General features: G+C 56.6%; 12 protein-coding genes and 1 rRNA gene. 6 read left to right on the top strand and 7 right to left on the bottom strand.

The genetic code is table 11. The features are described 5' to 3' along the window. Nucleotides 1–50: 50 nt before the first annotated feature. The 3 genes from sorE to pepE all read left to right on the top strand — a co-directional run bounded on the left by sorE (nucleotide 51) and on the right by pepE (nucleotide 3,080). Nucleotides 51–1,283, top strand: coding sequence for an L-sorbose 1-phosphate reductase (gene sorE, locus IAE27_RS02315; protein WP_004109637.1), 1,233 nt, complete (start codon nucleotides 51–53; stop codon nucleotides 1,281–1,283). Then, complete coding sequence (locus IAE27_RS02310) at nucleotides 1,276–2,085, top strand: shikimate 5-dehydrogenase (RefSeq protein ID WP_004109640.1); 810 nt, start codon at nucleotides 1,276–1,278, stop codon at nucleotides 2,083–2,085. The genes sorE and IAE27_RS02310 overlap by 8 nt, the downstream gene beginning before the upstream one ends. Nucleotides 2,086–2,390: 305 nt before the next feature. Further along, a complete protein-coding gene (gene pepE, locus IAE27_RS02305; RefSeq protein ID WP_004117180.1) occupies nucleotides 2,391–3,080 on the top strand; it encodes a dipeptidase PepE in 690 nt (229 codons plus the stop codon). Between the two features lie 240 nt (nucleotides 3,081–3,320). Here pepE and IAE27_RS02300 read toward each other — a convergent pair whose 3' ends face one another. Then, complete coding sequence (locus tag IAE27_RS02300) at nucleotides 3,321–4,952, bottom strand: Na/Pi cotransporter family protein (protein ID WP_004109645.1); 1,632 nt, start codon at nucleotides 4,950–4,952, stop codon at nucleotides 3,321–3,323. 186 nt (nucleotides 4,953–5,138) lie between these two features. Next, nucleotides 5,139–8,822 carry a methionine synthase gene (gene metH / locus IAE27_RS02295; RefSeq protein WP_004117169.1) on the bottom strand — a complete coding sequence of 1,228 codons (3,684 nt, stop codon included), beginning with the start codon at nucleotides 8,820–8,822 and terminating at the stop codon, nucleotides 5,139–5,141. 196 nt (nucleotides 8,823–9,018) lie between these two features. Between metH and iclR the strand changes: the two genes are divergently transcribed. Next, nucleotides 9,019–9,846, top strand: a complete 828-nt coding sequence (gene iclR / locus IAE27_RS02290; protein ID WP_004117167.1) for a glyoxylate bypass operon transcriptional repressor IclR — start codon at nucleotides 9,019–9,021, stop codon at nucleotides 9,844–9,846. A gap of 9 nt (nucleotides 9,847–9,855) precedes the next feature. Continuing rightward, nucleotides 9,856–10,260, top strand: a complete 405-nt coding sequence (locus tag IAE27_RS02285; protein ID WP_097365664.1) for an ASCH domain-containing protein — start codon at nucleotides 9,856–9,858, stop codon at nucleotides 10,258–10,260. A 14-nt stretch (nucleotides 10,261–10,274) separates the two neighbouring features. Here IAE27_RS02285 and aceK read toward each other — a convergent pair whose 3' ends face one another. From aceK to metA, 4 genes are all read right to left on the bottom strand, one after another. Then, nucleotides 10,275–12,017, bottom strand: a complete 1,743-nt coding sequence (aceK, locus tag IAE27_RS02280; RefSeq protein WP_004109658.1) for a bifunctional isocitrate dehydrogenase kinase/phosphatase — start codon at nucleotides 12,015–12,017, stop codon at nucleotides 10,275–10,277. 49 nt (nucleotides 12,018–12,066) lie between these two features. Continuing rightward, complete coding sequence (gene aceA / locus IAE27_RS02275) at nucleotides 12,067–13,371, bottom strand: isocitrate lyase (protein ID WP_108705047.1); 1,305 nt, start codon at nucleotides 13,369–13,371, stop codon at nucleotides 12,067–12,069. 156 nt (nucleotides 13,372–13,527) lie between these two features. Next, on the bottom strand, nucleotides 13,528–15,129 hold the full coding sequence (gene aceB, locus IAE27_RS02270; RefSeq protein WP_023320156.1) for a malate synthase A: 1,602 nt from the start codon (nucleotides 15,127–15,129) through the stop codon (nucleotides 13,528–13,530). 259 nt (nucleotides 15,130–15,388) lie between these two features. After that, nucleotides 15,389–16,318 carry a homoserine O-acetyltransferase MetA gene (metA, locus tag IAE27_RS02265; protein ID WP_070557100.1) on the bottom strand — a complete coding sequence of 310 codons (930 nt, stop codon included), beginning with the start codon at nucleotides 16,316–16,318 and terminating at the stop codon, nucleotides 15,389–15,391. Between the two features lie 156 nt (nucleotides 16,319–16,474). On the opposite strand from metA, the gene IAE27_RS02260 reads away from it, so the two are divergent. Further along, complete coding sequence (locus tag IAE27_RS02260; RefSeq protein ID WP_032728766.1) at nucleotides 16,475–16,912, top strand: acetyltransferase; 438 nt, start codon at nucleotides 16,475–16,477, stop codon at nucleotides 16,910–16,912. Nucleotides 16,913–17,009: 97 nt separating this feature from the next. Here the strand turns inward: IAE27_RS02260 and rrf are convergent. Further along, nucleotides 17,010–17,125, bottom strand: a 5S ribosomal RNA gene (rrf, locus tag IAE27_RS02255). Between the last annotated feature and the right edge of the window lie 224 nt (nucleotides 17,126–17,349).

Raw genomic sequence — 17,349 nt, 5'->3', positions numbered from 1 at the left:
GAAGCCAATACAGTCGTAATGCGAAAGATGAAGGGGGTGAGGTGGTAAACATGCAAACAACAACAGCCCTGCGCCTGTACGGCAAACGCGATCTGCGCCTGGAAACCTTTGCACTTCCGGCGATGCAGGATGATGAAATTCTCGCCCGGGTGGTCACCGACAGCCTGTGCCTCTCTTCGTGGAAAGAGGCGAACCAGGGCGAGGACCACAAAAAGGTGCCTGACGATGTGGCGACTAACCCGATCATCATCGGCCATGAGTTCTGCGGAGAGATCATCGCCGTCGGCAAAAAATGGCAGCACAAGTTTCACGCTGGCCAGCGCTATGTGATTCAGGCCAATCTGCAGCTACCGGATCGCCCGGACTGCCCCGGTTATTCCTTCCCGTGGATCGGCGGCGAAGCCACCCACGTGGTGATCCCTGACGAGGTGATGGCGCAGGATTGCCTGCTCACCTGGGAAGGCGATACCTGGTTTGAAGGTTCGCTGGTGGAGCCGCTTTCCTGCGTCATCGGCGCGTTCAACGCCAACTATCATCTGCAGGAAGGCAGCTATAACCATGTGATGGGCATTCGCCCGCAGGGGCGCACCCTGATCCTCGGCGGCACGGGCCCGATGGGTCTGCTGGCTATCGACTACGCGCTGCATGGCCCGATCAACCCGGCGCTGCTGGTGGTCACCGACACCAATAAGCCAAAACTCAGCTATGCGCGCCAGCACTATCCCTCCGAGCCGCAAACGCTGATTCACTATCTGGATGGGCACGACGCCAGCCGCGAAACGCTGATGGCGCTCTCCGGCGGCCACGGTTTTGACGATATTTTTGTCTTCGTCCCTAACGAACAGCTCATCACTCTGGCATCCTCGCTGCTGGCCCCGGACGGCTGCCTGAACTTTTTCGCCGGCCCGCAGGATAAGCAGTTCAGCGCGCCGATCAATTTTTACGATGTGCATTACGCCTTCACTCACTACGTCGGCACCTCCGGCGGCAATACCGACGATATGCGCGCCGCCGTAGCGCTGATGCAGGCAAAAAAAGTCCAGACTGCAAAGGTGGTGACCCATATTCTGGGGCTGAACGCGGCGGGCGAGACCACCCTGGATTTACCGGCGGTGGGCGGCGGTAAGAAGCTGGTTTATACCGGGAAAAACTTCCCGCTGACGCCGCTGGGAGACATTCGCGACCCGCAGCTGGCGGCGATTATGGAACGTCACCACGGTATCTGGTCAAAAGAGGCGGAAGAGTATCTGCTGGCCCACGCGGAGGATATTGCTCATGATTAATCGCGATACGCAGCTATGCATGTCGCTGGCCGGTCGCCCGGGCAACTTCGGTACCCGCTTTCATAACTATCTGTATGAAAAACTCGGGCTGAATTATATCTATAAAGCCTTTACCACCCAGGATATTGCCGCAGCGGTGAAGGGCGTCCGCGCATTGGGCATCCGCGGCTGCGCGGTCTCAATGCCGTTTAAAGAGAGCTGCATAGCGTATCTTGACGCGCTTGCCCCTTCGGCAAAGGCGATTGATTCGGTCAACACCATCGTCAACGACGACGGCAGGCTAACCGGGTTGAATACCGACTACATCGCGGTGAAAAGCCTGATTGACAGCCATCAGCTCGACTCCTCTGCCAAAGTGATGATCCAGGGCAGCGGCGGGATGGGCAAAGCGGTCATCGCCGCCTTTCGCGATGCCGGTTTCCGCGATGTGATTATCGCCGCCCGCCATCGCGATCGTGGACTGGTGCTGGCAAAGCAGTACGGTTTTCAATGGCAGCCAAAGCCGGAAGGGATCGCGGCGGATATTCTGGTTAACGTCACGCCGCTCGGCATGGCGGGCGGTGCGGAAAGCGAAACCCTGGCCTTTAGCCCGACGATGGTGGAACGGGCCGACGTGGTATTTGACGTGGTCGCTCTGCCGCCGGAAACCCCGCTCATCAAACTGGCGAAGAAGCGGGACAAACACGTTATCAGCGGCGCGGAGGTGATTGCCCTGCAGGCGGTGGAGCAGTTTGCGCTCTACACCGGCGTGCGTCCGGACGCGGCGCTGGTCGCTGAAGCCGCGGCCTTTGCCAGAGGATAAGGGCAAACGAAGAGCGCCAGGGAGGGCGCTCTAATAACCATTGATCGGAAAGTCGATTGCAGCGCGCAGCGCAGCCCTTCCCTTGCCTGTGAATCATCACGTGAAACTAAGCGGTTTCCGCTAACCTGTCACGCCCGGTAGAGTCACTCTGCGAGGTACTTTCCAGATTAATTCGGAGAATCCCTGCGCCAAAAATCGCCGCTCCGCTTTGCTCAGCGCGTCTCAGCGTGAGCACGTCAGCAAGCGGTGAGATATCCTGTGATAACATCCCAGCCCGAATAATCATCTGGTCAAATGGAGAAATTATGGAACTGCTGCTATTGAGTAACTCAACGCTGCCGGGCAAAGCCTGGCTGGAACATGCGCTGCCGACCATTGCCGGGCAGCTAAATGGCCGCCGTTCCGCGGTATTCATCCCTTTTGCCGGGGTGACGCAAACCTGGGATGATTACACCGCGAAAACCGCCGCCGTCTTCAGCCCAATGGGCGTTACGGTTACCGGTATTCACAGCGTCGCGGACCCGGTTTCGGCGATTGAGAACGCGGAGATAGTTATCGTCGGCGGCGGCAATACCTTTCAGCTGCTGAAAGAGTGTCGCGACCGCGGCCTGCTGGCGCCGATGGTGGATGTAGTGAAGCGCGGGGCGCTGTATATCGGCTGGAGCGCGGGCGCTAACCTTGCCTGCCCGACAATTCGCACCACCAATGATATGCCGATTGTCGACCCTAACGGTTTTTCTGCACTGGGGCTGTTTCCGCTGCAAATTAACCCGCACTTCACCAACGCGCTGCCGGAAGGCCACAAAGGGGAAACTCGCGAACAGCGGATTCGCGAGCTGCTGGTGGTTGCGCCAGAGTTGACGATTATCGGCCTGCCGGAAGGCAACTGGATACAGGTGACGCAGGGCCACGCCACTCTCGGCGGCCCGAATCCGACGCTGGTTTTCAGAGCCGGAGAGGAAGCGGTAACCCTGAACGCAGGCCATCGTTTCTGACCCCCCGCCCTTGTCCCGGAGGCGGCGCTGCGCGCCTGTCCGGGCTACCAGCCCGCAGACAACGCTGAACCCGTAGCCCGGGCAAGGCGCTTTGCGCCGCCCCCGGGAGCAAAGCGCAGAGTGGCACAATTTCCCGGAGGCGATGCTGCGCGCCTGTCCGGGCTCCCCCCCGCAGACCGCGGTATACCTGTAGCCCGGCTAAGCGCAGCGCGAGCCGGGAATGTAAGGCGGCGTCAGCGCTTAATAATCATCGCGCTCATCGTCCTCATCCGGCTGCTCCATCACGCTATAGGCTACCGAGCAGAACAGCGAGTTCAGACGCTTCATATCGCCCAGCAGCGCCAGGTGCAGCGTACTGGTTTCGATACTCTGTACGTTTTGCTGATGCAGGCGATCAACGTGAGCATGCGAGTAACGACGGTTCATAATGCGAAAACGGTGTTTGCTACGGCGCAAGCGGCGGGCGCTCGGTACGTCGCCGGAAAAGAAAACCGACATCGCTAGCTGTAGATTGCTGAGCAGCTGATCGTAGAGCGCATCCAGCTCTTTCAACCCCTCCATGGAGAACGCGCGCCGCGCGGCCAGCGATTTATCGGCGATTTCGCTGCCCATTCGTTCAACGATATCTGAAGCCTGCTCGAGGTTGAGCGCCATTTCGATAATTTCCGCCCAGCGGCGGGATTCCTCATCGGCCAGCTCCTCTTTTGGCATCCGCGCCAGATAGAGCTTAATCGCGGTGTAAAGTACGTTGATATCGTCCGCCAGCCGCCGCAGCTCTTTCTCTTCACGCGGCTCACCGTGCATCACTTTATGCAGGCTTTCCAGCATCTGCTCCATGGCATCGCCGATACGCAGGGTTTCGCGGGCGGCGTTAGCCAGCGCCAGAGCCGGGGTGTCCAGCGCTGAAGTATCAAGATGCTTTGGCTTCAGTCGTGCATCCAGCTCCGGCTCATCGCGAATCAGTCGCTTACAGAGGTTAGCCATCGGCCCGGCGAACGGCACCATGGCGATACAGCGGATCAGGTTGTAGAAGACGTGGAAATAGATAACCAGTTCGGATTTTTGCAGCGGAAGCTCATCCATAACGTTTGCCAACAGATGGACAAACGGCAGGATAATCAGACTACCCACCAGCTTAAACAACAGGCTGCCGAGCGCAACGCGGCGCGCGGCGGCATTAGCGCCGCTGTTGTTTAGCATCGCCAGCAGCCCGGATCCGAGGTTGGCGCCAATCACCAGGCACAGCGCCACCGGGAACGAAATCACGCCGGTGGCGGTTAACGTAGCGGTCAGCAGCACCGCTGCCAGGCTTGAATAGCTGATGATGGCAAATACCGCGCCGATCAGCGCATCCAGCATAATATCGCCGGTCAACGAGGCGAAAATCACCTGCACGCCGTTAGCCTGGGTGATGGGATGCACCGCCTGAACGATCAGCTCCAGCGCCAGCAGAATCAAGCCCAGGCCAATCCCCACGCGCCCGAGCTGGCCCGCACGCGTTTGCTTGCGCCCAAGGAAGAAAATGACGCCGATAAAAATCAGCAGCGGCGAAAGCCAGGACAGGTCGAAGGTCAGCACCCTCGCCATCAGCGCGGTACCAACGTCAGCGCCCAGCACCATCACCAGCGCAGGGGCTAACGCCACCAGATCCTGGGCGACAAAAGAGGTGACCAGCATGGTGGTGGCGTTGCTGCTCTGGACCAGCGCGGTAACCCCGATCCCCGCGCAGAAGGCGAGCGGTTTTTTCTCCACGCTGCTGCTGAGTACACTTCTCAGGCGAGCGCCGTAGACGCGCATCACGCCGGTACGAACAATATGGGTGCCCCACACCAGTAGAGCGACGGCGGACAACAGGTGTAGCAGAGTTAACACGGAATCAGCTTCTCCTTATATTTATTTGTTCCAGAAACTCATAAACCGTTACAGGCCGGATAGCGCTTCGCTTATCCGACGGCAACGATCGCAAGCTCCCTTCAGTATAAGGGTTTATGCACAATAAAGAGACAGGGCGCTCGTTGAGCGCCCTGTTAGTTGTAAGGAAAGATAACGGCTGGTGGATCAGTCGGCATCGTAACCGAGGTTCGGCGCCAGCCAGCGCTCCACTTCCGCCACGCTCATCCCCTTACGTAACGCATAGTCCTCCACCTGATCGCGCTGAATTTGCGCTACCGCGAAGTACTTACTGTCCGGATGGCTGAAGTACCAGCCGGAAACCGACGCGCCGGGCCACATGGCAAAGGATTCCGTCAGCTTCATGCCGGTACGTTTTTCCACCTCCAGCAGCTCCCAGATGGTCGCCTTTTCGGTGTGCTCCGGACAGGCGGGATAGCCCGGCGCCGGGCGTATTCCCTGGTAATTCTCGCGGATCAGCTCCTCGTTGCTGAGGTTTTCGTTCGCCGCATAGCCCCAGTAGACCTTACGCACCCGCTCATGCAGATACTCGGCGAAGGCTTCCGCCAGACGGTCGGCAATCGCCTTCACCATAATCTTGTTATAGTCATCGTGCTGTGCCTCCCAGGCGTCGGCCAGCGCGTCTTCCTCAAGGCCGCCGGTCACCGCAAAGGCGCCGATATAGTCCGCCTTCCCCGACAGCTTCGGCGCGACAAAATCCGCCAGGCAGTAGTTGGCAAAGCCGACTTTCTCGGTCTGCTGGCGCAGATGATGCCCCACCGTCAGCACGTGAGTCCGGGTTTCATCGCGATAGATTTCAATATCGTCGCCGACGCGGTTAGCCGGGAACAGCCCCACGACGCCGCGTGGATTGAGGGCCTTCCCGGCACTGAGCTTATCCAGCAGTTCGTTGGCGTCTTTAAACAGGCGCTGTGCCTCTTCGCCCACGACTTCATCTTCCAGAATGCGCGGATACTTACCGGCCAGCGACCAGGTCATAAAGAACGGCGTCCAGTCGATATAATTACGCAGGGTTTCAATACTGGCTTCCACCTCATGCACGCCCAGACGATGAGCCACCGGCGGGGTGTAGCTTGCCCAGTCAAAGGCCAGGTCGTTATCGCGCGCGGCTTCCAGCGTGACGGGGGGAGTGCGCGGCTTTTTACGTCCGTGCTGAATACGCACCGTTTCGTACTCTTTGCGGGTACGGGCGACAAAATCATCGCGCTGGCTATCGGACAGCAGGGCGGCGACCACGCCGACGGTGCGCGAGGCGTTCTGCACGTAGACCGTCGGGCCGCTGTAGTTCTGCTCGATTTTCACTGCCGTATGCGCTTTCGAGGTGGTTGCGCCACCGATCAGCAGCGGAATAGTAAAGCCCTGACGCTCCATCTCCTTCGCCACGTTGACCATCTCATCCAGCGACGGCGTAATCAGCCCGGAGAGGCCAATCAGGTCGGCGTTAACCTCGCGGGCGGTTTTCAGGATTTTATCCGCAGGCACCATCACGCCCAGATCGACGATTTCATAGTTATTACACTGCAGCACGACGCCGACAATATTCTTGCCGATATCGTGAACGTCACCCTTCACGGTGGCGATGACCATCTTGCCGTTGCTGGAACCTTTCTCTTTGCTGGCCTCAATATAGGGTTCGAGGTAGGCCACCGCCTGCTTCATTACGCGGGCGGATTTCACCACCTGAGGCAGGAACATTTTCCCTTCACCGAACAGATCGCCGACCACGTTCATACCGTCCATCAGCGGCCCTTCGATAACCTCGATCGGGCGCGCGGCCTGCTGTCGGGCTTCTTCGGTATCGAGCTCAATAAATTCGGTAATGCCTTTAACCAGCGAGTACTCGAGGCGTTTTTTGACGTCCCAGCTGCGCCATTCCGCCTGCTGGGCGTTGGCGGTATCGTCAGTTTTGCTGCCGCGATATTTCTCCGCCAGATCCAGCAGGCGTTCGGTGCCGTCATCGCGGCGGTTCAGAATCACATCTTCAACCGCGTCGCGCAGCTCGGCGGGAAGGTCGTCGTAAATTGCCAGCTGTCCAGCGTTGACGATACCCATATCCATGCCGTTACGGATGGCGTAGTAGAGGAATACTGCGTGAATCGCCTCGCGCACCGGGTCGTTACCGCGGAAGGAGAACGACACGTTAGAGACGCCGCCGGAGATCAGCGCGTGCGGCAGTTCGCGTTTGATATCTTCACAGGCGCCGATAAAGTCCTGGGCATAGTTGTTGTGCTCTTCAATTCCGGTCGCCACGGCGAAAATATTCGGGTCGAAGATGATGTCTTCCGGCGGGAAGCCCACCTCTTCGGTAAGAATGGTGTACGCCCGGCGGCAAATTTCAATTTTACGTTCGCGGGTATCGGCCTGGCCCACTTCATCAAAGGCCATCACCACGACGGCGGCCCCGTAGCGGCGCACCTTTTTCGCATGCTGGATAAACGGCTCAACGCCCTCTTTCATCGAGATGGAGTTAACGATGCCTTTGCCCTGAATACACTTCAGGCCCTTTTCGATAACCTCCCATTTGGAGGAGTCGATCATAATCGGCACGCGGGCGATATCCGGCTCACCGGCAATCAGGTTGAGGAAACGCGTCATCGCCGCTTCGGCGTCGAGCATCCCCTCATCCATATTGATATCGATAATCTGTGCGCCGCTTTCCACCTGCTGGCGCGCCACATCCAGCGCTTCGTTATATTTTTCTTCTTTAATCAGGCGTTTGAATTTCGCCGAGCCGGTAACGTTGGTGCGTTCGCCGACGTTCACAAACAGGCTGTCATCGCCGATATTCAGCGGCTCAAGGCCGGAAAGACGGCAGGCGACGGGGATCTCCGGTAGCTGGCGCGGCGGCAGGCCGGCCACCGCGCGGCTCATGGCGGCGATATGTTCCGGCGTGGTGCCGCAGCAGCCGCCGACAATATTCAGGAAGCCGGCCTCCGCCCATTCGCGAATTTGCGTCGCCATCGTGTCGGCGTCCAGATCGTATTCACCAAAGGCATTCGGTAGACCGGCGTTCGGGTGGGCGGTGACGTAGCATTCGGCGATACGCGACAGCTCCTGCACGTACTGGCGCAGTTCGTCCGGCCCCAGAGCGCAGTTGAGGCCGAAAGTGAGCGCATCGGCGTGGCGCAGCGAGTTATAAAAGGCTTCGGTGGTCTGGCCGGACAGCGTGCGACCGGAGGCGTCGGTGATGGTGCCGGAGATCATAATCGGCAGATCGACCCCCAGCGCTTCAAACTCCTCTTTGACCGCAAAGATCGCCGCTTTGGCGTTGAGGGTATCGAACACCGTCTCAATCAGAATCAGATCCGCCCCGCCTTCCACCAGCGCTTTGGTGGATTCACGATAGGCTTCCACCAGCCCGTCAAAGGTGATGTTGCGAAAGGCCGGGTCATTGACGTCAGGAGAAATGGACGCAGTGCGGTTAGTCGGGCCGAGAACGCCTGCCACGTAGCGTGGTTTTTCCGGCGTGCGCGCGGTCCAGGCATCAGCGCTGGCGCGGGCCAGTTTCGCCGCCGTAAAGTTGATTTCCGCCGACAGGGATTCCATCTGGTAATCCGCCATCGCGATGGTCGTCGAGTTAAAGGTGTTGGTTTCAATGATATCCGCCCCGGCCGCAAAATAGGCATCGTGGATGGCGGTGATCACTTCCGGCTTGCTGAGAACCAGCAGGTCGTTGTTGCCCTTCAGGTCGCACGGCCAGTCGGCAAAACGCTCACCGCGGAAGTCCTGCTCACTCAGACGATAGCTCTGGATCATGGTGCCCATGCCCCCATCCAGAACCAGAATACGTTCTTTTAACTGCTGATGCAGTTGCTCAACTTTGCTGCTCACACTCGCTCCCGACAACGCTCAACCAGACCGAAAAAACTCAACGGACCATACTGGCACAAACCGAAGGGGTGGAAAAGAGAACAGCGGGCAAGATGAGACATGTTCAGCTTCACTCATCCGATCAGTCGGGTAGTGATTGCATTATCGCCAAATAAAACGAAAATCATTTCCACGATACAGAAAAAAGGAGTCCGCGATGGCGACCCCCGCTCCCGCAAAACGCGGCAGAAAACCTGCCGCCTCCGCCGCCGCTCCGGCTGGCGGGCAAGTTCAGTCCCTGACCCGCGGCCTGAAGCTGCTCGAATGGATTGCTGAATCTCACGGCAGCGTGGCGCTGACCGAACTGGCCCAGCAGGCCGGCTTGCCTAATTCCACCACCCACCGCCTGTTAACCACGATGCAGCAGTTGGGTTTTGTTCGTCAGGTCGGTGAACTGGGCCACTGGTCGGTGGGCGCCCATGCTTTCGTCGTCGGCAGCAGCTTCCTGCAAAGTCGTAACCTGTTGGCGATCGTCCATCCGATTTTGCGTCAACTGATGGAAGACTCCGGCGAAACGGTTAACCTCGCGGTGCTGGACCCGAGCGATCATCAGGCGATCATTATCGATCAGGTGCAGTGTACCCAACTGATGCGTATGTCGGCGCCGATTGGCGGTAAGCTGCCGATGCACGCTTCTGGCGCCGGTAAGGCGTTTTTGTCGCAGTTGAGTGAAGATCAGGTCACCGGCCTGCTGCACCGTCAAGGTCTGCACGCTTACACCCACGCTACGCTGGTATCGCCGGTGCATCTGAAAGAGGACCTGGCCCAGACGCGTAAGCGCGGCTATTCGTTTGATGACGAAGAACACGCGCTAGGACTGCGCTGCGTAGCGTCATGCATTTATGATGAACATCGTGAGCCGTTCGCCGCTATCTCTATTTCCGGGCCCATTTCCCGCATTACCGATGACCGCGTGACCGAGTTCGGCGCCATGGTGATCAAAGCGGCGAAAGAAGTGACGCTGGCGTATGGCGGAGTGCGATAAATGAGCGATCTGAAATCCTACTGGCAGGATAAATACCCTTCTGCTTTTTGCTGGTCTTTCGGCGATTCAGCGGAGCTGGCCGACGAGCTGGCGGCCCTGGTCATCGCGGGGAAGAAGCGCGGCACCTGCGGTTCGCTTGCCAGCTATCAGCAGGAGCAGCCGCCCGTGACGCCGGGGGCATATCACATTGTGCTGGACGGCCAGGGCAAAGCCGTCTGCGTGATACGCACCCTGATGCTCAGGCTGATCCGGTTTAATGAAATGAGCCCTGAGCTCGCCGCGCTGGAGGGCGAAGGTGATTTGAGCCTCGCTTACTGGCAATCGGCGCATCAGGCATTCTTTGAACGCGAAGGCACCTGGGCGCCGGATATGGAGCTGGTGTACGAAGAATTTGCGGTTATAGAGGCCGCCTGAACCTGGCCGCCTGATTACCCTGCCTGTTGCAGGTTGCCATAGCGCACGCAAAAGCGCTGACGGCGACGATAGGCGTAGACGTCTTCCACGTGGCCGTTGCGAATACGGTTTTGCAGCTCCCGCCAGTAGTCGGCGCGCAGCAGGTCGGCGTGCATCTCTTCAAATAGCGGCCCGATACGCGGGTCGGCGCACAGCCAGTGGCGAAACTCCTCCGGAAAAACATCGCCCGGCGAGACGCTGTACCAGGGCTCGCTGGCAAGCTCATCTTCCGGATAGCGCGCTGGCGGGATCTCGCGGAAATTCACCTCCGTCATATAGCAAATTTCATCGTAATCGTAGAACACCACCCGGCCGTGACGCGTAACGCCAAAATTCTTAAATAGCATATCGCCCGGGAAAATGTTGGCTGCAGCCAGCTGACGAATGGCGTTCCCGTACTCCTCGACTGCATCGCGCAGCGCCTGCCCGTCAACCTGCTCCAGCCAGATATTCAGCGGCACCATCCGCCGCTCGATATACAGATGGCTGATCGCAATCCGATCGCCGAGGTCGGTAATTTTCCCACCGGCTTCGGTTTGTAACAGGGCCATCAGCTCGGGCGCAATTTGCCGTTTCTCCAGCACAAAGTTCTCAAACTCCTGGGTGTCGGCCATCCGTCCCACGCGGTCATGCTCTTTGACCAGCTGGTAACAGGCGCGCACGTGAGCGGCAGTCATCTCTTTCTGCGGCGCGAAGCGGTCCTTGATGACCTTAAATACCCGGTCAAAGCCCGGCAAGGTAAACACCAGCATGACCATCCCGCGGATCCCCGGCGCTTCAACAAATTGTTCATTGCTGCGGGAAAGATAGTGCAAGTATTCCCGATAGCTTTCCGTTTTCGCATGCTTCTGGCAGCCAATCGCCATGTACAGTTCGGCGGTGGTTTTACCCGGCAGAATCTCGCGCAGCCACTCGACCAGCGCGCCGGGCAGCGGCGCGTAAACCATAAAATAGGAGCGGGCGAAGCCAAAAACGATACTGGCTTCGGCATGCGTCGTCAGGCAAGCATCGACAAACAGTTCACCTTCATCGGTACGATGGATTGGCAGAAGAAAAGGCAGCGTGGCCATCGGCGTAACCAATTTGCCTACCAGCCAGGCTGCCTTATTGCGGTAAAAAAGTTCATTCGCCACCTGTAGATACGACCGGGAGAGCAGCTCGCCACCAAGCGCTTCCTGCAGGCAAACGGTGATATACCCGATATCGCGCGCTCTGTTTTGCCACGGCAGGCGGAGAGGAAGATCGGATAACACTTTGCGTAATAACGTGTCCCAGCCGCGCTCGGGAAAGAAATCTTTCGCCAGCGGCCGCGGTATAGAGCGCAGGCGCCGCTCGGGCTGCGAGCTGAAAATAAAAAGCCGCTCGGGAGTCAGCGAGCGGTGGTCAAACAACCGACAATAGACGGAATTGAAAAAGCTCTCCGCAATTTCGAAGCGAGGGTAATCCGGCAGCAGGCGGGTATAGTGTTCTTTTACTCGCAGCAAAAAGTCGCTATCGGTATTTTTGCCATCGGTAATGCAGCGCAGCTGCTCGACGACCAGGCCAACATGGTGATCGTAGAGATGGATGCGCTGCTTCATCGCCTGCTGGACGGCATGCCAGTCGGCCTGTTCAAAGCGCTGCTGGGCGCCGGAAGTGACTTCAAGAAAACGACCGTACTGGGCGTCGAAACCCTGCAAAATAGTTTGCGCAATCAATAATTCCAGGCCACGTGTCATACCTTCCCCTCTCTCCCTCTCCCCCGGAGAGAGGGGAGAGGGGAAATGATCAGAACTGATCTTCTTCTGTAGAGCCGGTTAACGCCGTTACTGATGAGGTTCCGCCCTGGATAATGGTGGTGACCTTATCGAAGTAGCCAGTCCCGACCTCCTGCTGATGGGAGACAAAGGTATAGCCATCTTTCGCCGCCGCGAATTCCGGCTGCTGAACCTTCTCAACGTAGTGCTTCATCCCCTCGCCCTGGGCGTAAGCGTGAGCCAGATCGAACATGTTGAACCACATGCTGTGAATACCGGCCAGGGTGATGAACTGATATTTGTAGCCCATATCCGCCAGCTGCTGCTGGAAGCTGGCAATGGTTTTATCATCCAGCTTTTTCTGCCAGTTAAACGACGGTGAGCAGTTATAGGCCAGCAGTTTGCCCGGATATTTCGCATGGATCGCATCGGCAAAGCGCTTCGCCAGCTCAAGGTCCGGGGTGGAGGTTTCACACCACACCAGGTCGGCATAGGGCGCGTAGGCCAGCCCGCGGCTGATCGCCTGTTCGATACCGGCATGGGTGCGGAAGAAACCTTCGCTGGTACGGTCGCCGGTAATGAACTGACGATCGTAAGGATCGCAGTCTGAGGTAATTAAATCCGCCGCATCGGCGTCAGTGCGGGCAATCACCAGCGTTGGCACGCCCATTACGTCTGCCGCCAGACGCGCGGCAACCAGTTTCTGAATCGCTTCTTGCGTGGGAACCAGCACTTTGCCGCCCATATGGCCGCATTTCTTCACCGATGCCAGCTGATCTTCGAAGTGTACGGCCGCTGCACCGGCCTCAATCATCGATTTCATCAGCTCAAACGCATTAAGCACGCCGCCAAATCCCGCTTCCGCATCGGCGACGATCGGCAGGAAATAATCGGTATAACGCGGATCGTTCGGTTCAATACCCGCAGACCACTGGATCTGATCCGCGCGGCGGAAGGTGTTATTGATCCGCTCGACCACGGCCGGTACTGAGTTAGCCGGATAGAGCGATTGATCCGGATACATGCTGGAGGCCAGGTTGGCGTCCGCCGCGACCTGCCAGCCAGAAAGGTAAATCGCTTCAATGCCCGCTTTCGCCTGCTGTAACGCCTGGCCCCCGGTCAGCGCGCCCAGGCTGTTGACGTAGCCTTTTTTCGCTTCGCCGTGCAGCAGTCGCCACATCTTTGCCGCGCCCAGCTGCGCCAGCGTACATTCCGGGTTAACGGAGCCGCGTAGCTTCACCACGTCTTCGGCGCTGTATGGGCGAGTAATGCCTTCCCAGCGCGGGTTGGTCCACTCTTTGTTTAATTCTTCGATTTGTTGGGTACGGGTTTTCATGTGCAGATGCTCCATATTATTTTCCTGGCTTCCCAGGCATTATTGGTGATGACAGTTTGGTCACGGCCAGCGCGCAAAAACCGGAGCGTACTTATAGTACGTGAGGATTTTGAGTACTGCCCGGGGCCAAAATGGCAAACAAAGTAGCCTGGGCCGTCAGGCCAGCAGGCGGTAACCCGGCAAAGTCAGAAAGTCAATGAGCTCATCGGAAGTGGTGATCTGTTCCATCAGGCGCGCGGCCTCGTCAAAGCGCCCGCTGCTGTAGCGGTGCTCGCCCAGTTCGTCCTGAATCACCCGCATCTCTTCGGCCAGCCACTGGCGGAACAGCGCTTTAGTTACCGGTTGACCGCTGCTGAGCGTTTTCTCGTGATGGATCCACTGCCAGATTGAGGTACGTGAGATCTCGGCCGTTGCCGCATCCTCCATGAGGCCATAAATCGGTACGCAGCCGTTGCCGGAAATCCACGCCTCGATGTACTGTACCGCCACGCGAATGTTGGCGCGCATGCCCTCTTCGGTTCGTTCGCCCTCGCAGGGGGCCAGCAGCTGTTCAGCGGTAATTGGCGCATCGTCTTCACGGGTGACAAATAGCTGATTTTTGTTCTCACCGAGCACGCCATTAAAGACGGCCATCGCGGTGTCAGCCAAACCGGGATGCGCAATCCATGTGCCATCATGACCGTTATTCGCCTCCAGCGATTTGTCCGCTTTTACCTTGTTCAGCACCTGATTGTTCCGCTCAGCATCTTTGCTCGGAATAAAGGCCGCCATGCCGCCCATCGCAAATGCGCCGCGCTTATGGCAGGTCTTAATTAACAATCGTGAGTAGGCACTGAGGAATGGCTTGTCCATCGTCACCACCTGACGATCCGGCAGAACGCGGTCCGGGTGATTCTTCAGCGTTTTGATATAGCTGAAGATATAGTCCCAGCGCCCGCAGTTCAGACCCACAATATGGTCGCGCAGGGCATGCAGGATTTCGTCCATCTGGAATACGGCGGGCAGCGTTTCAATCAGCAGCGTGGCTTTGATGGTGCCGCGCGGCAGCTCAAAACGGTCTTCCGTAAAGCTAAAAACTTCACTCCACCACGCGGCTTCCTGCCAGGCCTGGGTTTTCGGCAGATAGAAATAGGGCCCGCTGCCTTTTTCCAGTAACGCTTTGTAGTTATGGAAGAAATAAAGAGCAAAGTCGAACAGGCTGCCGGGAATGGCTTCCCTGCGCCATGTCACGTGTTTTTCCGGCAGATGCAGGCCGCGCACGCGACAGATCAGCAGCGCCGGGTTCGGTTTGAGCTGATAGATTTTGCCAGCTTCATTGGTATAGCTGATGGTGCCGTTAACCGCATCGCGCAGGTTAATTTGCCCCTCAATGACTTTGCTCCATTCAGGCGCCAGTGAGTCTTCGAAATCCGCCATAAAGACTTTTACGTTCGCATTCAGCGCATTGATCACCATCTTACGCTCTACCGGACCGGTGATTTCCACCCGGCGATCCTGCAAATCCACAGGGATGCCGCGAATTTTCCAATCACCATTACGAATGGAAGCTGTTTCCGAAATAAAATCAGGTAGCTTACCGTCATCAATTTCCTGCTGCTGCTGGAGACGCGCCGCCAGGAGTTTATTGCGCTCAGGCGTAAAGCGGCTCACCAGTTCAGTCAAAAATTCGACTGCCTCAGGCGTTAAGATTTGCTTCTCCTGGTCGCCATATGGCTGGCTAAAAGCCAGTTCGTCAGTAATTGTCGCCTGCTGCGTCATGTGCTGCTCCTCTTGGTTGATCCAGTTGGCGCGAACGTAAGATCGTTGTGTAGTTTTCGTTCAGCACAATTAAGACTACGCATTTATTTTTCAAAATCAAAAACAATTTCCATTTTTAATTTAATTCTTATTTAACCTATTGATAACAATATAAATAAAGTTTAATCACAATATGAGCCGCATTTCGGAAATAAAAAAGGCACCCGAAGGTGCCAGAGGCAAAATACTGAAACGTTTTAGGATCGCGTTGTGTAGAAGATTAATCCAGAGTCGGATTCATATGGCGTAGATCGTATGGCGTGATCTGGTAGACGTAATAATTCAGCCAGTTGATAAACAGTAGATTGCCATGGCTTCGCCAGGTGGCGTGCGGTTTGTTCTGCGGATCGTTTTGCGGGAAATAATTGTGTGGAACCTGGGGATCGAGGCCCGCTTCCACATCGCGGAAGAACTCGCTGGCCAGGGTGTTTGCATCATATTCTGGATGACCGGTCACGAAGGCGATACGCTTGTCTTTGCTGGCGAACAGGTAGGCATCGCCCTCTTCCGTTTCCGCCAGAATCTCCAGGTCGGTGTAGTCGCGTATCAGCGCCGCCGGGAAATCGGCATAGCGCGAGTGCGGCGCGAGAAAGCTATCGTCAAAGCCGCGGGTTAATAAGGCATGTGGTTGCAGGATATGGTGTTCGTAGACGCCGGAAATCTTCTCAGAGCGCGTCTGTTTAGGGATACCATAGAGGATATTGAGGGCCGCCTGTACAGCCCAACAGACAAATAGCGTTGAGGTAACATGATCTTTAGCCCATTCCAGCACCTGTTTGATCTGCGGCCAGTAGGCAACGTCATTAAACTCAACCAAACCTAAGGGCGCGCCGGTAACAATCAGGCCATCAAAATTCTGATCGCAAATATCTTCAAAGTTGCAGTAGAAGTTGTTCAGGTGTTCCGCTGGGGTATTACGTGATTCGCGGGCATCGATGCGCAGCAGCTGGATATCAAGCTGCAGAGGAGAGTTGGAAAGCAGTCGCAAAAACTGATTCTCAGTCTCGATTTTCTTCGGCATCAGATTAAGGATGAGCACCTTCAGCGGGCGGATTTCCTGAGTCGTCGCGCGAGTTGTCGTCATCACAAAGACGTTTTCATTACGCAAGAAATTGACGGCCGGTAGCTCGTCCTGCACCCGAATTGGCATAACTTTATTACCTCATAACATACGTATAAACGTTTAGACATCCAGACAGCTGAAGATACCCAGGAATAATGTGAATGTCGAGCCTGCAAATGCAGGGTGAGAAAATTTCACGGAGATATTTACGTTAGAATATAAGAACAAATAAAAGGAGCATGTATGGTTATTAGTATCCGCCGTTCACGGCATGATGAAGGGAAAAAACTGATTGCGATCTGGTGTCGATCGGTCGATGCAACGCACGGTTTTTTATCAAAAGCATATAGAGCGGAGCTGGAAGAGCTGGTGAGCTCATTCCTACCCGAAGCGCCGCTGTGGGTAGCAGTAACGGAGAAAGATGAGCCGGTCGCCTTTATGCTTCTAACGGGGGAACATATGGATGCGTTATTTGTTGATCCTGCCGTTCGCGGCTGTGGCGTGGGTAAGCTTTTGATTAAACACGCCTTGTCGTTAGCGCCCAGACTGACGACTAACGTTAACGAGCAGAATGAACAAGCGGTCGGATTTTATAAGAAAATGGGCTTTAAGGTGACAGGCCGTTCTGAAACGGACGATCTTGGAAAACCGTATCCGTTATTGAATTTGGTACATGAGTAATGAAAAGGCCGGATAAGGGTAGACCGATGTCCGGCAGTTTCAGACGACAAAAACGCAAAAAGCCCATCCGTCAGGATGGGCTCTTCGCTTGTTTGATGCCTGGCAGTTCCCTACTCTCACATGGGGAGACCCCACACTACCATCGGCGCTACGGCGTTTCACTTCTGAGTTCGGCATGGGGTCAGGTGGGACCACCGCGCTACTGCCGCCAGGCAAATTCTGTTGTCAGAAACGAATCTTTTACACCGATGCTGCGTTGGCTGCATTCGTAAAGTCAGTCACATACTACAGTATGCTCCTTCCTTTTCTTCATTTGCCGCCTTGCCTCAGCGTAAAATCTTTCGTTCCCGAAAATCCGGAATCTAAGCTGAAAATCTTCTCAAATCCGCCAAAACATCTTCGGCGTTGTAAGGTTAAGCCTCACGGTTCATTAGTAC

The sequence above is a fragment of the Klebsiella sp. S69 genome (genome assembly GCF_016516145.1).
Lineage (GTDB): Bacteria > Pseudomonadota > Gammaproteobacteria > Enterobacterales > Enterobacteriaceae > Klebsiella > Klebsiella oxytoca.
This window is presented reverse-complemented; position numbering and strand designations above follow the sequence as displayed.

Coding starts and splice junctions, on each gene's coding strand:
- sorE (WP_004109637.1), top strand. CDS start 51: ATGCAAACAACAACAGCCCTGCGCCTGTACGGCAAACGCGATCTGCGC.
- IAE27_RS02310 (WP_004109640.1), top strand. CDS start 1,276: ATGATTAATCGCGATACGCAGCTATGCATGTCGCTGGCCGGTCGCCCG.
- pepE (WP_004117180.1), top strand. CDS start 2,391: ATGGAACTGCTGCTATTGAGTAACTCAACGCTGCCGGGCAAAGCCTGG.
- iclR (WP_004117167.1), top strand. CDS start 9,019: ATGGCGACCCCCGCTCCCGCAAAACGCGGCAGAAAACCTGCCGCCTCC.
- aceK (WP_004109658.1), bottom strand. CDS start 12,017: ATGACACGTGGCCTGGAATTATTGATTGCGCAAACTATTTTGCAGGGT.
- aceA (WP_108705047.1), bottom strand. CDS start 13,371: ATGAAAACCCGTACCCAACAAATCGAAGAATTAAACAAAGAGTGGACC.
- aceB (WP_023320156.1), bottom strand. CDS start 15,129: ATGACGCAGCAGGCGACAATTACTGACGAACTGGCTTTTAGCCAGCCA.
- metA (WP_070557100.1), bottom strand. CDS start 16,318: ATGCCAATTCGGGTGCAGGACGAGCTACCGGCCGTCAATTTCTTGCGT.
- IAE27_RS02260 (WP_032728766.1), top strand. CDS start 16,475: ATGGTTATTAGTATCCGCCGTTCACGGCATGATGAAGGGAAAAAACTG.